The sequence below is a fragment of the Micromonospora sp. L32 genome (genome assembly GCF_052068055.1).
Classification (GTDB): domain Bacteria; phylum Actinomycetota; class Actinomycetes; order Mycobacteriales; family Micromonosporaceae; genus Micromonospora; species Micromonospora purpureochromogenes.
Genome location: NZ_JBQHDD010000005.1, coordinates 180,000 through 194,661 on the forward strand (window position 1 = coordinate 180,000; position 14,662 = coordinate 194,661).

Annotated in this window: 14 protein-coding genes and 1 pseudogene; 11 read left to right on the forward strand and 4 right to left on the reverse strand. The window is 77.3% G+C overall.

The genetic code is table 11. The annotated features are described in order from the left end of the window. Positions 1 to 10: 10 nt before the first annotated feature. Positions 11 to 2,601: pseudogene (locus tag ACTMTB_RS15735) on the reverse strand (CDP-alcohol phosphatidyltransferase family protein). A 95-nt stretch (positions 2,602 to 2,696) separates the two neighbouring features. On the opposite strand from ACTMTB_RS15735, the gene ACTMTB_RS15740 reads away from it, so the two are divergent. From ACTMTB_RS15740 to ACTMTB_RS15785, 10 genes are all read left to right on the forward strand, one after another. Further along, complete coding sequence (locus ACTMTB_RS15740; protein ID WP_441146260.1) at positions 2,697 to 3,677, forward strand: zinc-dependent alcohol dehydrogenase; 981 nt, start codon at positions 2,697 to 2,699, stop codon at positions 3,675 to 3,677. Between the two features lie 4 nt (positions 3,678 to 3,681). Next, the gene (locus ACTMTB_RS15745) at positions 3,682 to 4,080 is read left to right on the forward strand and encodes a 6-pyruvoyl trahydropterin synthase family protein (protein ID WP_088961569.1); all 399 of its coding nucleotides are present in this window, start codon (positions 3,682 to 3,684) and stop codon (positions 4,078 to 4,080) included. Positions 4,081 to 4,083: 3 nt separating this feature from the next. Further along, entirely contained in the window at positions 4,084 to 5,118 is a 1,035-nt protein-coding gene (locus tag ACTMTB_RS15750; protein WP_441146262.1) for a glycosyltransferase family 4 protein, read from the forward strand. Then, the gene (locus ACTMTB_RS15755) at positions 5,115 to 5,936 is read left to right on the forward strand and encodes a class I SAM-dependent methyltransferase (protein WP_441146265.1); all 822 of its coding nucleotides are present in this window, start codon (positions 5,115 to 5,117) and stop codon (positions 5,934 to 5,936) included. The genes ACTMTB_RS15750 and ACTMTB_RS15755 overlap by 4 nt, the downstream gene beginning before the upstream one ends. A gap of 56 nt (positions 5,937 to 5,992) precedes the next feature. Then, positions 5,993 to 7,018, forward strand: coding sequence for a lysylphosphatidylglycerol synthase domain-containing protein (locus ACTMTB_RS15760; RefSeq protein ID WP_441146267.1), 1,026 nt, complete (start codon positions 5,993 to 5,995; stop codon positions 7,016 to 7,018). 12 nt (positions 7,019 to 7,030) lie between these two features. Beyond that, positions 7,031 to 7,684 (forward strand): GTP cyclohydrolase II, encoded by a 654-nt coding sequence (locus ACTMTB_RS15765; RefSeq protein ID WP_441146269.1) that lies wholly within the window; start codon positions 7,031 to 7,033, stop codon positions 7,682 to 7,684. A 1-nt stretch (position 7,685) separates the two neighbouring features. Continuing rightward, on the forward strand, positions 7,686 to 8,393 hold the full coding sequence (locus ACTMTB_RS15770) for a RibD family protein (protein ID WP_441146271.1): 708 nt from the start codon (positions 7,686 to 7,688) through the stop codon (positions 8,391 to 8,393). 86 nt (positions 8,394 to 8,479) lie between these two features. After that, positions 8,480 to 9,052, forward strand: coding sequence for a sigma-70 family RNA polymerase sigma factor (locus ACTMTB_RS15775; protein WP_441146273.1), 573 nt, complete (start codon positions 8,480 to 8,482; stop codon positions 9,050 to 9,052). 105 nt (positions 9,053 to 9,157) lie between these two features. Continuing rightward, positions 9,158 to 9,853: a response regulator transcription factor gene (locus ACTMTB_RS15780; RefSeq protein ID WP_441146275.1), complete on the forward strand. Its 696-nt coding sequence runs from the start codon at positions 9,158 to 9,160 to the stop codon at positions 9,851 to 9,853. Then, positions 9,846 to 10,874, forward strand: a complete 1,029-nt coding sequence (locus ACTMTB_RS15785; RefSeq protein ID WP_441146277.1) for a sensor histidine kinase — start codon at positions 9,846 to 9,848, stop codon at positions 10,872 to 10,874. Before ACTMTB_RS15780 ends, ACTMTB_RS15785 begins: the two co-directional genes overlap by 8 nt. Positions 10,875 to 10,924: 50 nt before the next feature. On the opposite strand, the gene ACTMTB_RS15790 is transcribed toward ACTMTB_RS15785, so the two are convergent. The 3 genes from ACTMTB_RS15790 to ACTMTB_RS15800 are packed head-to-tail and all read right to left on the reverse strand — an operon-like array spanning position 10,925 to position 12,905. Beyond that, positions 10,925 to 11,563, reverse strand: a complete 639-nt coding sequence (locus ACTMTB_RS15790; protein ID WP_441146279.1) for a methyltransferase domain-containing protein — start codon at positions 11,561 to 11,563, stop codon at positions 10,925 to 10,927. Further along, positions 11,560 to 12,234 (reverse strand): TIGR04282 family arsenosugar biosynthesis glycosyltransferase, encoded by a 675-nt coding sequence (locus ACTMTB_RS15795; protein ID WP_441146281.1) that lies wholly within the window; start codon positions 12,232 to 12,234, stop codon positions 11,560 to 11,562. Before ACTMTB_RS15795 ends, ACTMTB_RS15790 begins: the two co-directional genes overlap by 4 nt. Continuing rightward, a complete protein-coding gene (locus ACTMTB_RS15800) occupies positions 12,231 to 12,905 on the reverse strand; it encodes a glycosyltransferase family 2 protein (protein WP_358009356.1) in 675 nt (224 codons plus the stop codon). The genes ACTMTB_RS15795 and ACTMTB_RS15800 overlap by 4 nt, the downstream gene beginning before the upstream one ends. Before the next feature lie 145 nt (positions 12,906 to 13,050). On the opposite strand from ACTMTB_RS15800, the gene ACTMTB_RS15805 reads away from it, so the two are divergent. After that, positions 13,051 to 14,562 carry a hypothetical protein gene (locus tag ACTMTB_RS15805; protein WP_441146283.1) on the forward strand — a complete coding sequence of 504 codons (1,512 nt, stop codon included), beginning with the start codon at positions 13,051 to 13,053 and terminating at the stop codon, positions 14,560 to 14,562. Positions 14,563 to 14,662 lie beyond the last annotated feature (100 nt).

Genomic DNA, 14,662 nt, shown 5'->3' on the forward strand with positions numbered 1-14,662 from the left:
CCCCTCCGGCTCAGCGGGGCGACGGCGGGGCGGCCGCCCCGGCCGGCGGCTGCGGGCCGAAGGCGCTGAGGAACCGGTCCCGGAAGGTGTCCATCCGCCAGACCGGCGCGCTCGGGCCGGGCCGCAGCCCGTCGTCCCAGCCCCAGGCGGCGACCCGCGCCAGCACGGCCGGATCGTGGGCCAGGATGGTGATCGGCACGTCCCGGCTGGCGTTCTCCCCGGTCACCACCGGCGCGGGCTGGTGGTCGCCGAGGAAGACCAGCACCAGCTCGTCGTCGCCGTACGTCTCCACGTAGGAGATCAGGCTGTTCAGCGAGTACTCGATGGAGCGCCGGTAGCCGGTGCGGACCTCGGTGGCGCTGCGCCCCACCACGTCCTTCGGGTTGGCGGCGACCGAGGTCGGCCGGCGGTAGATGGACCCGTCGCCGACGTGGTCCCAGTCGAGCATCCGGGGGATCGCCGCCCAGGGTGAGTGGCTGGAGATCAGCGGGATCTCCGCCATGATCGGCGCGTGCCCCGGCGTGGCCCGCTCCCGCCGCTGGAAGGTGGCCAGCGTGTACTGGTCCGGCATGGGCGCGTAGTTGAACTTCGGGCCGCGGTAGTCGAGCCCGGCCGCGTCGTGGTAGCGGTCGAAGCCGAAGAAGGTCTTCTCCGGCCAGGGCTGGGTGGCCGCCGGCATCACCCCCACCGTCTGCCAGCCGGCCCGCCGGAACGCGCCGTTGAGGGTGAGCCGGTCGCCGGCCAGCAGGCTGAGGTGGCGTTGCTGGTTGTCCACCCAGAGCCCGGACAGCAGGGTGTCGTGCGCCAGCCAACTGCCCCCGCCGGCGGTGGGTGAGGTGAGGAAACCGCTGCGGGCGTGGAAACCCCGCTCGGCGAGCCGGCGCGTACCGCCGTCGAGCACCGCGCCGACCTGCGGGGCGAACTCCGGGTCCTGCACCGCGTCGCGGCCGTAGCTCTCCACGAACGCGACGATCACGTCCTTGCCGCGCAGGGCGGTGAGCAACTCATCGCCCGGGGTGTCGCGGAAGGCGTCGGCGGCGGCCTCGGCGGCGAAGGCCTCCCGGTCCCGCAGCCCGGCACCGACCTGACCGACATGCTGGCCGACCAGCCTGGACGTGCCCGAGTCGGCGACCGGCACGCCGATCGTCGCGCCGGCGACCCAGACCGCGGCGCACCCGGCCAGCACCCGGACCGCCCGCCGGTCGTGCCGGGCCACCAGCCGGGTCAGCCGGAGCACCGACCGGGTGGTCAGCACCAGCAGCGCGCCGACCGCGGCCACCAGCGCCACGATCGCGCCGACCGCGCCGGCCCGGCCGACGGAGTCGCGGACGAAGCCGTACGCGTCGTCCAGCAGCACCCAGTCGAGGACCAGGTCGAAGGGGCGGGCGAGGCTGGCGGACATGCCCATGTCGAGCAGCTTGACGACGGCGAGCAGCCCGAGCGCGACGCCGCACAGCACCGCCACCGCCCGCCGGGCCGCGTTGCGCAGCACCAGCAGCAGCGCGGCGGCGACCAGCCCCTCGACCGGGATGCGCAGGAACGCGGCGGGGCCGAGCTGGTCGAGCCGGTTCGGCGCCACCAGCACGGCGAACACGAGCAGGCCGGCCGCCACGGTGGTCACCCGCGCCGCGACGGTACGCCCCCGTCCCCGTCCACCGGCCACGGCGTCATCCGCCACAGCGTCGACGGAATCCCCCGCGGCGGGAGGATCGGCCGGTCCGTCCACCGTGGCCCGGCGGCGCAGGCGCGACAGCAGTGACACTGCGATGTCCCTTCCCTGGGCTGTCCCCGGCCGTCCGGCCGGGTGATCGGTGCGGCTCAGACGGGCTGGTGCGCGGCGAGCGGGCGCTCGGCGACGGTCTCCGGCACCGGCCGGAGAGCCGGCGTCGGACGGCGTACGGGGGCGGTCCGGACCCGGCGGTGCCACCAGAGCCAGCCGACGTCGTGGCCGAACGACTCGACCAGCAACGCCAGCGAGGCCGCCACCACGACGGCGGTCGCCGGCGCGGGCAGCACCTCCGCCGTGGCGACCAGCAACAGCACCCCCTGGGCCGCGGCCACCACCTTGCGCCAGTACCGCGGCGGCAACGTCCCGCGCATCCAGGGCAGCACCCAGCTCGCCGCGACGAAGGCGTACCGCATCGCGCCGATGGCGAGCACCCAGCCGCCGGTGGACGGCGCCACGTGGACGCTGAGCACCAGGATCAGGAAGGCGTCGACCTCCATGTCGAAGCGGGCGCCGAGCGCGCTGGCGGTGCCGGTGCGCCGGGCCACCCAGCCGTCGACGGCGTCCAGGGCGAGCGCCACCGTGGCCATCGGCACCAGCACGGCCAGCGGCGCCGCCGCGTCGATGGCGTCCACCACCAGGGCGGTCACCCCGCCGACGAGCACCGCCCGGGTCAGCGTCACCCGGTCGGCCGGGCCCAACCGGTGCGCGCCGCGCCGGCGCAGGCCACGGTCGAGCGCCCCGCAGAGCCCGATGCCGTACGCGACGCCGGCCAGCCAGCCGGCGACGTCGAGCCCGACGGTCGCGGCCAGCCCGGCGAGCAGGACGATCTGGGCGGTCAGGCCGATCACCGGACCGGTTCGAACCTTGGACACCCTGCCTCCGTGTTTATGATCGACGGCCTCGACAGGAAACACGGAGCGGGTGGCCGTTCGGTTCGGTCCGGCAGCCAGATGAGGAGAACATCCGCGTGATCCGCGACGCCCACGCCTTCTGGCTCCGCTCCCCCGGCGTGGGTGAGATCCGCCCGGTGGCGCTACCGGCGCCGGGCCCCGACGAGGTCCTGGTCCGCGCGCGGTACTCGGGGGTCAGCCGGGGCACCGAGACGCTGGTCTTCACCGGCGGCGTGCCGGCCGACCAGTACGCGGCGATGCGCGCCCCGTTCCAGGAGGGCGACTTCCCCGCCCCGGTCAAGTACGGCTACCTCAGCGTCGGCGTGGTCGAGGCCGGTCCGGCGCGGCTGCGCGGGCGTACCGTCTTCTGCCTGCACCCGCACCAGAGCGCGTACGTCGTGCCGGCCTCGGCCGTGACGCCGGTCCCCGACGGCGTGCCGGCGGCCCGGGCGGTGCTGGCCGGCACGGTGGAGACGGCGGTGAACGCGCTCTGGGACGCCGCGCCGCTGGTCGGTGACCGGGTCAGCGTGGTGGGTGCCGGCATGGTGGGCTGCGCCGTCGCGGCGCTGCTCGCCCGCTTCCCCGGGGTACGCGTCGAGCTGGTGGACCCCGATCCGGCGCGGGCGGCGGTGGCCGCGGCGCTGGGCGTCGGGTTCGCGTCACCCGACGACGCGGCCGACGGGCGGGACCTGGTGGTGCACGCCAGCGCGACCGGCCCGGGGTTGCAGCGCGCGATCGACCTGCTCGCCCCGGAGGGCACGGTGATCGAGCTGAGCTGGTACGGCGACCGGCCGGTACGGCTGTCGCTGGGCGGGTCGTTCCACTCCGGCCGGTTGACCATCCGCAGCAGCCAGGTCGGCACGGTCTCGCCGGCCCGGGCGGGGCGGCGAAGCTACGCCGACCGGATGGCGCTGGCCCTGGAGCTGCTCGCCGACCCGGCCTTCGACGCGCTGCTCACCGGCCGGTCGGGCTTCGCGGACCTGCCCGACGTGCTCGACCGACTGGCCGCGGGGAGCCTCCCCGCGCTGTGCCACCTCATCACCTACGACGGGGAGTGACGCCGTGTTCAGCGTGACCGTACGGGACCACATGATGGTCGCCCACAGCTTCCGGGGCGAGGTCTTCGGGCCGGCGCAGCGGCTGCACGGGGCGACGTTCGTGGTGGACGCGACCTTCCGCCGCGCCGAGCTGGACGCGGACGGCATCGTGGTGGACATCGGCCGGGCCACCGAGGAGCTGCGGGCCGTCCTCGCCGAGCTGACCTACCGCAACCTCGACGACGAGCCGGCCTTCGCCGGGGTGAACACCACCACCGAGGTGCTGTGCCGCACGGTCGCGGACCGGCTGGCCGAGCGGGCGCACGCCGGTGGGCTCGGCCCGGGGGCCCGCGAGCTGGCCGGGATCACGGTGACGCTGCACGAGTCGCACATCGCCTGGGCCAGCTACGAGCGGTCGCTGTAGCCGGTGCCCGTGGTGCACGTCGTCCTCCCCGGCGACATCGACGACCCGGCGACCCCGAGCGGCGGCAACACGTACGACCGCCGGGTCTGCCGGGGCCTCGCCGAGCGGGGGTGGGCGGTGCGCGAGCACGGCGTACCCGGGCGGTGGCCGCGCCCCGACCCGCCGGCGCGGACCCGCCTGGCCGGGGTGCTCGCGACGCTGCCCGACGGCACGGTGGTGCTGCTCGACGGGCTGGTCGCCTCGGCCGTGCCGGAGGTGCTGGCCCCGCACGCCCGGCGGCTGCGGCTGGTGGTGCTGGTACACATGCCGCTGGAGGACGACACCGAGGCCGCCGCGCTGGCCTGCGCCGTCGCGGTGGTCACCACCAGCGGGTGGACCCGCCGCCGCCTGCTCGACCGGTACCCGCTGCCCGCCGACCGGGTGCACGTGGCCACCCCCGGGGTGGACCCGGCACCACCGGCGATTGGCACGGGCGCCGGCACGGCACTGCTCTGCGTCGCGGCGGTCACCGCGCACAAGGGACACGACGTGCTGGTCCGCGCCCTGGCCGAGGTCGCCGACCTGCCCTGGACGCTGGACTGCGTGGGCGCGCTCACCCGCGATCCCGGCTTCGTCGCCGGGCTGCGCCGGCTGGTGGACGAGCGGGGGCTGGCCGGGCGGGTACGGCTGGCCGGACCGCGCACCGGGGCCGACCTCGACGCCGCGTACGCCGCCGCCGACCTGCTGGTGCTCGCCTCGCACGCCGAGACGTACGGGATGGTGGTCACCGAGGCCCTGGCCCGCGGCCTGCCGGTGCTCGCGACCCGGGTGGGCGGGGTGCCCGAGGCGCTGGGCCGGGCCCCGGACGGCGAGCCGCCCGGCCTGCTGGTACCCGCCGACGACCCGGCCGCGCTGGCCGGCGCGCTGTGGCGCTGGCTCACCGGGGCGCCGCTGCGGCACCGGCTGCGGCAGGCGGCCCTGGCCCGCCGGGACGGCCTGGCCGGCTGGCCGGACGCCGCCGCCGCGATCGCCCACGTCCTGAACGGAGTGAGGGAATGACCACGCACGTCACCGACCCCTTCGCCGACTGGCTCGCGCTGCGCGAGCCCGCCGACGCCGCCGCCCGCGCCGACGACCTGGTGGACCGGGTCCGCGCCCGGCTGGCCGCCGGTCAGCCCCTCGTGGTGCACGACCTGGGCAGTGGCACCGGCTCGATGGCACGCTGGCTGGCTCCCCGGCTGCCCGGCCCGCAGCACTGGGTCCTCTACGACCGGGACCCGGGGCTGCTCGACCGGGCCCTCGCCGCCCCGCCGTGCGCCGCCGACGGCAGCCCGGTGCGCGTCGAGACGCGGCGCACGGACATCACCCGGCTCACCGCCGCCGACCTGGCCGGCGGCGACCTGGTCACCGCCTCGGCGTTGCTGGACATGCTGACCGCCGAGGAGATCGAGGCGATCGTGACGGCCTGCGTCGGGGCGGGCCGCCCGACCCTGTTCACGCTCTCCGTCATCGGCCGGGTGCGGCTCGACCCGCCGGATGATCTGGACGCGGCGGTCGCCGCCGCGTTCGACGCGCACCAACGCCGTACCGTCGACGGCCGGCGGCTGCTCGGGCCGGACGCCGCCGCGGCCACCGTCGCCGCGTTCCGGCGGCACGGGGTTCCCGTGGCGGTCCGGTCCAGCCCTTGGCGGCTGGGCGCCGGGCAGGACGCGCTGATCGCCGAGTGGTTCACCGGCTGGTGCGACGCCGCCGTCGAGCAGCGCCCGGAGCTGGCCGCCCGGATCACCGGGTACGCCCGCCGCCGGCTGGCCGAGGCGGCGGCGGGCCGGCTGACCGTCACGGTGGGCCACGACGACCTGCTCGCCGGGGTGGAATGAACCCGACGGCCGGCCGGTACGTGGAGGAGGGAGAGATCTTCGACAGGAGGCCCCGCGTGCCACAGGCTGCCCACGACACCCCCGGCACCCCGGTCCGTCCAAGGTGGGCCTGGGTGAGCAACCTCGGCGGCGTCGCGCTGGTGGCGGCGCTGCTGTGGTGGCTGGGCACCGGCCCGGCGCTGGCCGCGCTACGCCGCATCGACACCGCAGCGGTGGTCGCGGCGCTGCTGCTCGGGGCGCTCAGCACCGTCTGCTGCGCCTGGCGGTGGCGGCTGGTCGCCGGAGGGCTCGGCGTCCGACTCCCGCTGGGCACCGCCGTGGCGGACTGCTACCGGGCGGTCTTCCTCAACGCCACCCTGCCCGGCGGGGTGCTCGGCGACGTGCACCGGGCGGTCCGCCACGGCCGGGAGGCCGGCGACCTCGGCCGGGCCGTGCGGGCGGTGGTCTGGGAACGCAGCGCCGGTCAGGTCGTCCAGGTCACGCTCGCCGCGGCGCTGCTGCTGGCGCTGCCGTCGCCGGTGCGGCCCTGGCTGCCGGAGGCCACCGCGCTGGCCCTGGCGGTCGCCCTCGGCGTGGTGCTGGTGGCGCGGGCGCTGCCCCGCTCCGGCCCGTCCCGGCGGGCCCGCGCGCTGCGCGCTGCCGCCGCCGACGTCCGCGCCGGCCTGCTGACCCGCCGGACCGGGCCGGGGGTGCTGCTCGCCTCGGCGGTGGCGGTCGTCGGCCACCTGGGCACCTTCCTGGTGGCGGCCCGGGTCGCGGGCGCGACCGCCCCGCTGGCGCAACTGCTGCCGCTGACCCTGCTGGCGCTGCTGGCGATGGGGCTGCCGGCGAACGTGGCCGGGTTCGGCCCGCGCGAGGGGGTGGCCGCCTGGGCGTTCGGGGCCGCCGGCCTGGGCGCCGCCCAGGGGGTGTCCACCGCGCTGGTGTACGGGGCGCTGGTGGTCGTCGCCGCCCTGCCCGGCGCCGCCGTGCTGCTGCTGGGCCGGCTTCCGGCCCGGTACCCGTACCGGTCCACGCCTCGTACGGTGGGCCAGGGCGGTTCTGCCGCGGTACCCGCTGCCGGGCTGGCCGGCAGCGCCTGACGGAGGAGACACATGTACGGAGCACTTCCGGTCGCCACGGTCCGCACCCAGGTCACGGTCCCCCTCCGCCTACCCGACGGGTACGCCACCACGGCCCGGGTCTTCACCTTCGAGGGGCTGGTGGACGGGCGGGAGCACCTGGCGTTCGGGCTCGGCGACTGGGCGGGCGCGCTGCGGCGGCAGTCGGCCGGGCCGGCGCCGCTGGTCCGCCCGCACAGCGAGTGCCTGACCGGGGACGTCTTCGGCAGCCAGCGCTGCGACTGCGGTCCGCAGCTGCGCGAGGCGGTGGAGCGCATCGCCAACGCCGGCGGGTTCCTGCTCTACCTGCGGCAGGAGGGGCGCGGCATCGGCCTGTACCCGAAGCTGGACGCCTACGCGTTGCAGGACGCCGGCCTCGACACGTACGAGGCGAACGTGGCGCTCGGGCACGGCGAGGACGAACGCGACTACCGGGCGGCCGCGCAGATGCTGGCGGTGCTGGGCGTGCGGCGGCTGGCGCTGCTGAGCAACAACCCGGAGAAGGCCGAGCAGCTCGACGGGCTCGGCGTGACGGTGACGGAGGTGGTCCCCACCGGGGTCTACCTCTCCCCCGCCAACGCCGACTACCTCGCGGCGAAGGCGAGCCGGGCGGCCGCCCGCACCGCCGACTCGCCGTCGCTGACCTGAGATGGACGCCGTGCCGGCGGGCCCGCGGCCGTACGTGCTGCTGAGCTGCGCCACGTCGATCGACGGGTACATCGACGACGCCACCGGGCAGCGGCTGTTGCTGTCCAATGCCGACGACCTGGCCCGGGTCGACGCCGTCCGGGCCGGCTGCGACGCGATCCTGGTCGGCGCCGGCACCGTCCGCCGCGACGATCCGCGGCTGGTGATCCGCTCGGAGCGGCTGCGCCGGGCGCGGATGGACCGCGGGCTGCCGCCGTCGCCGGTGAAGGTGACGCTGACCGGGCGGGGCGACCTCGACCCGAGCGCCCGGTTCTTCACCGTCGGCGACGCCGACCGGATCGTGTACTGCGCCTCGCCGGCGGTGGCGAAGACCAGCGAGGTGCTGGACGGGCTGGCCACCGTGGTGGACGCCGGCGACCCGCTGGACCCGGCCCGGGCGCTGGCCGACCTGGCCGGGCGCGGGGTGGACCGGCTGATGGTGGAGGGCGGCGGGTCGGTGCACGCCCAGTTCCTCACCGCCGGGCTCGCCGACGAGCTGCACCTGGTGGTCGCGCCGTTCTTCGTCGGCGATCCCCGGGCGCCCCGCTTCGTCCGCGACGGCCCGTTCCCGTGGCACCCCGGCCGGCGGGCCCGGGTGGTCGAGGCCCGCCAGATCGGTGACGTGGTGCTGGTCCGGTACGCCCTGTCGGAACGCTGCCCGGACGCCTGAGCCGGTGAACCGGCGGGCCCGTTCGTCCGTACCACCGGCCGACCCGGAGAACCGACCTACTACGCTTCGTCGTAGGGGGTGGGGGCGTGGCGGACGAGGGAGCGGCTGTGGTGGACGAGGGCGACGAGCAGGTGACCGCGTGGGCGCTGGCCGCCGGGCGGGGCGACCCGCTGGCGCTGGCCGCGTTCGTCCGGGCCACCCAGGGCCCGACCTGGCGGTTCCTGCACCACCTGCTGGCCGACGCGGAGACCGACGACCTGGTGCAGGAGGCGTACCTGCGGGCGATGCGCGCGCTGCCCCGGTTCGCCGCCCGGTCCTCGGCGCGGACCTGGCTGTTCGGCATCGCCCGGCGGGTCGCCGCCGACCACCTCCGGTCCCGGCGGGCCCGCCCACCGGCCACCACCATCGACGGGTACGACCCGCCGTCGGCGGGCCGGTTCGAGAACGTCGTGGTGCTGGACGCCCTGCTGCGGCAACTGCCGGCCGAGCGGCGCGAGGCCTTCGTCGCCACCCAGCTCCTCGGCCTGTCGTACGCCGAGGCGGCGCAGGTCTGCGACTGTCCCGTCGGCACCATCCGGTCGCGGGTGGCCCGGGCCCGGGCCGACCTGGTCGACGCCATGGCCGACCGCGCCACCCGGACGGACACCCGCGCCGGCTGATCCCGCCGCCGGCCCGGATCGTTCGTAAGGACATCGCAAGGTTTCCGCGCCCCGGCGCCGGACCGGCCCACGGCTACGCTGACCGGCACGAGGGGGAGGTACGCCGTGCCGCAACGGGTGCTGGTCGTCGACGACGACCGGACGGTCAGCGACGTGGTCTGCCGCTACCTGGAACACGCCGGCTACCAGGTGGACCACGTCTCCGACGGCGCCGCCGCGCTGGCCGCCGTCGCCGCGGCGCCGCCGCAGCTGGTCGTGCTCGACGTGATGCTGCCCGGGGTCGACGGGCTGGAGGTCTGCCGACGGCTGCGGGAGCGCCCGGACGGCGTACCCATCGTGATGTTGACCGCGCGCGGCGACGAGGCCGACCGGATCCTCGGCCTGCAACTGGGCGCGGACGACTACCTGAGCAAGCCCTTCTCCCCGCGCGAGCTGGTGCTGCGGGTGCGGTCGGTGCTGCGCCGCGCCGGCGGCGAGCCGGCCGGCGCGGCGGCGGAGGTGCTCACCGACGGCGGCCTCACCGTCGAGACCGGCCCCCGGGTGGCTCGGCTGCACGGTCGGGAACTGGCCCTCACGCTGCGCGAGTTCGACCTGCTGGCCCACCTGATGCGGCACCCGGCGCGGGCGTTCCGCCGGGCCGAGCTGCTGGAGCGGGTCTGGGGCTGGAGCTTCGGCGACCAGTCCACCGTCACCGTCCACGTGCGCCGGCTGCGGGAGAAGATCGAGGCCGACCCGGCCGACCCGCGCCGGATCGTCACGGTGTGGGGCGTCGGCTACCGGTACGAGCCGGTCGATGGCTGACCTCGCGCTGATCTTCGGGGCCGCGCTCGCCGCGGCCTGCTGCGTCGGGCTGCTCGGCGCGGGGGCGCTGCGGCTGCTGCGCGGCCGGTCGATCACGGTGCACATCTCCGTCCTGCTGGCGATGACGGTGAGCGCGGTGGCGGCCGGGGTCGCGGTGATCGCCGAGGCGATGTTCCTCTCCCCGCACGACCTGGAGGTGGTGCTCATCACCGTCTCCGCGGCGGCGGTGGTCAGCCTCGCCGTCGGCTGGCTGTTCGGCCGACGGCTCGCCGCGGCGGCGGTCTGGGCGGACCAGGCGCGGGAGCGGGAGCGGCGGATCGAGAAGGGCCGCCGCGACCTGGTCGCCTGGGTGTCGCACGACCTGCGCACGCCGCTCGCCGGGCTGCGGGCGATGGCCGAGGCGCTGGAGGACGGGGTGGTCGCCGACCCGGCGACGGTGCGCGAGTTCCACCGCCGGATCCGGGTGGAGACCGACCGGATGACCCGCCTCGTCGACGACCTGTTCGAACTGTCCCGGATCAACGCCGGGGCGTTGCGGCTGTCGCTGTCCGCGGTGCCGCTGGGTGACGTGGTCTCCGACGCCCTGGCCGGCACCGCGCCGCTGGCCGCGGCCCGCCGGATCCGGCTGGTCGCCGCCGAGTCGGGCTGGCCGACGGTGACCGCCAGCGAGCCGGAGCTGGCCCGGGTGGTGGGGAACCTGCTGCTCAACGCGGTGCGCTACACGCCCGACGACGGCACCGTGCGGGTCGACGCGGGCCGCGACGGCGACGCCGCCTGGCTGGCCGTGGCGGACACCTGCGGCGGCATCCCCGAGGACGACCTGCCCCGGCTCTTCGACGTGGCCTTCCGGGGCGAGCCGGCCCGCACGCCCCGGCCGGGCAACGGCGGCGCCGAGGGCTCCGGCGGGCTGGGCCTGGCGATCGTGCGCGGGTTGGTCGAGGCGCACGGCGGCCGGGTCGACGTGCGCAACGTCGCCGGCGGGTGCCGGTTCGTCGTCCGGCTGCCGCTGGCCGACGGCTGACCGTCGGACACCCCACCCGCCCGGACCGGCGGGCCGGCGCGGCCGGGCGGTCAGGGGCGGGTCAGCTCGGCGAACCAGCGGCGGCCGGCCCGGAACACCTCGCCGACGGCCAGCCCGGCCGCCGCGGCCGGGCCCGCCACCGCGCCGGTGTCCAGCCAGGCCCAGCGGAAGCTCGGCCCCGGACGCCGACCGGTCAGCACGTGGACCTGCCCCTGCCAGGCGCCGGACCCGGGCGGCTCCAGCTCCACCAGCACCGTGCCGGCCGGCCGCAGCAGCGCCCGGCACCGGCGCAGCAGCGCCGCCGGGTCGCCGCCGATGCCGATGTTCCCGTCCAGCAGCACCGCGTGCGCCCAGCGTCCCTCCGCCGGCAGCGGGCCGAACAGGTCGGCCTGTACGGCCACCGCGCCCCGGGCCCGGGTCAGCGCCACCGCCCGGGCCGACACGTCCACCCCGAGGGTGGTCAGCCCGGACCGGGTCAGGGCCAGGGTCACCCGGCCCGGTCCGCAGCCCAGGTCCAGGGTGGGGCCGGCGCAGCGGGCGAGCACCGCCGTGTCCGCCGGGTCGGCCGAGCCGTGCCAGCGGTCCACCGGCAGCCGGCGGCGCAGTCCGTCGGCGGGCACCAGCCAGTGCGCGTCCACGCCCCGGTCGCGCAGGGCGGCGGCGAAGCCGTCCACGGTCGGCGCGGTCACGCCCGCACCACCATGGCCCGGCGTACCGCGGCGACCTGCCGGGCGAACCGGCCGTCCGGGGCCGCGGCGGCCACCGCCCGGGCGTCCGACCAGTCGTCCACGTCCCGCAGCACCGGCAGCGGCACGGTACGCAGCCCTCGCTCGGCCAGCGCCGACCAGGTCGACCGGCCGGTGTCCGGGGTCGACATCGGCACCGCGCGCAGCGCCACCGCCTGCCGGGGGTCGCGCAGCCCCAGCGCCCACCAGCCGCCGTCGGCGGCCCGCCCCAGCACCGCGTCGGCGTCGGCCAGCCGGCGTACGGCGGCGGCCAGCCGCGCCGGGGTCAGCTGCGGGGTGTCCATGCCGATCTGGAGCACCGGACGGCCCGGGAAGGCGTCGGCGACGTCGGCGTGGGCGTGCACCAGCCGGGCGGCGAAGTCCGCGCCCCGCTGCGGCAGGACCGGCCAGCCGGCGACGGCGGCGGTCAGCGCGGCGGCGTCCTCGGCGTCGGCGAGGAGTCCGGCCAACGCCAGCACCGGCGTCACCCCGGGGGTCTCCCGGACGGCGTCCAGGGTGTCCCGCAGCGCGGCAGCGGCCACCCGGGCGGCCTGCACGCCGGTCGCGGGCGGGCAGAGCCGGGTCTTCACCGCGCCGGGCACGGGCGCCTTGGCGACCACCAGCAGCACGGTCACCGGGGACCGTCCACGCTGCGCAGCACGGCGGCGAAGTCGCGGGTGGCGCGCAGGGTGCCGCGGACCGAGCCGGAGACCTTGGAGCGGGTACCGACGGCACGGGGGGCGTAGGCGACGTCGAGTTCGTGGATCCGCCAGCCCGCCGCGGCGGCCCGGATCAGCAGCTCCAGCGGGTAGCCGAAGGCCCGGTCGGTGACGCCGAGACCCAGCAGCGCCTCGCGCCGGGCCACCCGGATCGGGCTCAGGTCGCGCAGTGGCACGCCCCGGTGCCGCAGCAGCGCGGCGACCAGCGCGGTGCCGGCGCGGGCGTGCCAGGGCCACACCCCGACGCGGACCGGGCGGCGGCGGCCGACGGCCAGGTCGGCGATCCCCTCGGCGACCGGGGCGACCAGGGCGGGCAGCTCCCGAGGGGCGAAGGAGCCGTCGGCGTCGAGGACGCAGACCAGCTCCGTCCCGGCGGCCTCGATCCCGGCGTGCACGGCCGCGCCGTACCCCCGGCGGGGCTCGTGCACCACCCGGGCGCCGTACCGGGCGGCCACCTCGGGCGAGCCGTCCCGGGAGCCGTTGTCCACCACGATCGCCCGATAGCCGGGCGGCAGCGCGGTCAGCACGCCGGGCAGGGCGGCGGCCTCGTCCAGGCACGGCAGCACCACGTCGATCTGTGTCGGCATACCGCCGACGCTAGGTCCGCCCGGGGCCGCCCGCGCCGCGTTCGGCCTTACGGAACGCTTACCGAGCAGGCATTTCTTACCGTCCGGTGACGTACCGGTGGTTCGGCTGACGAGCCGGCGCGCAGGTGCGTACCGTCCGGTCGACATGAGACCCGGTGCCACCCTCCCCCGCTCGCCCGCCCCCGACCGTGCCCCGGCCCGCGACCGGGGCGATGTCGTCGTGTTGGCGGTCGAGGCGGCGCTGCTGGCCGCCGCGGTGGCCGTCGGCGCGGTGCTGAACCACCGGGGGGTGGGCCTGCACGCCGACGCCGCGCCGCTCTACGCCACCTGGCGGCCGCACCTCGGCTGGGGCACGCCGGCGGCGCTGCTGGTCGCCGGCGTCGTGCTCGGCCCCGGGCTGCGCTGGGCCCGGACCGCCCGGTGGGGCCCGCTGCTCGGCGCCGGCTACCTGGCGGCGGTCGCCTGGACGCTGGCCCTGGCGCTGGTCGACGGCTGGTCGGCGGGGCTGACCCGGCGGCTCACCCCGCAGGCGGAGTACCTGCACGAGGTGCCCGGGGTGACCGACGTCCGGCGGATGCTGGCCGGCTTCACCGACCGGATCCTCGACTTCCAGCCGGACTCGTGGTCCACCCACACCGCCGGCCACCCGCCGGGCGCGCTGCTGTTCTTCGTCGGCCTGGACCGGGTCGGCCTGGGCGGCGGGACGGCGGCGGCGCTGGCGTGCGTCCTGGTCGGCGCGAGCATCGTGGTGTCCGTACCGCTGGCGCTGCGGGCGCTGGGCGCCGGCGAGGCGGCCCGGGCGGTGCTGCCGTTCCTGGTGCTGCTGCCCGGGGCGGTCTGGGTGGGCGCCTCCGCCGACGGCGTCTTCACCGGCGTGGTCGCCGCCGGCCTGGCCCTGCTGGCGGTACGCGGACCCGCGACCGCGCTGGCCGGCGGGCTGCTGCTCGGCTTCGCGCTGCACCTGTCGTACGGCTTCGTGCTGGTCGGGCCGCTGGCCCTGGCCGTGCTGGCGTTGCGCCCCTCGGGTCGACGCGGTGCGCTGCTCGCCGGGTCGGCCGGGGTGAGCGCGGTGGTGCTGGGGTTCACCCTCGCCGGCTTCCAGTGGTGGCAGGGGTACGACCGGGTGGTCGAGCGCTACTACCAGGGCTGGGCCGCCGACCGCCCGTACGGGTACTGGGTCTGGGCCAATCTGGCGGCGCTGCTGCTCTCGGCCGGGCCGGTGGTCGGGCCGGCCCTGCGCCGCACGCTGCTGGCGGCCCGGGTGAGCTGGCGCGGCACGGCCCGAGCGGGTGCGGCGGAGCCGTCCGGCTCCGCCCCGACGGCCGGGGCTCCGGGCCGGGTCGCGGACCGGGTTGCGGGCCGGGTTGCGGGCCGGCTGGTGGGCGGCCTCCTCGCGCACCGCCGGCCGGTCGCGCCGGCGTCCCGGATGCGGCTGCTCGGGCCGACCGTGCTGCTGCCGGCCGCCGCCGCGCTGGCGGTGATCGGCGCCGACCTGTCCGGCATGAGCAAGGCCGAGGTGGAGCGGATCTGGCTGCCGTTCGCGGTCTGGCTGCTGGTCGCCGCCGCGTACCTGCCCGCGCCGGCCCGCCGCTGGTGGCTGGCCGGACAGGCGCTCACCGCCCTGACCGTCAACCACCTCCTCTTCACCGTCTCCTGACCGGCAGCCCCTCCCCCGACGCCCGCTCGCACTTTCCGAGAAAGAGCGCCCATTCCGCCGCCCGAGGCCACTCTTTCCGAGAAAGTGCGCGCTCGCGGCG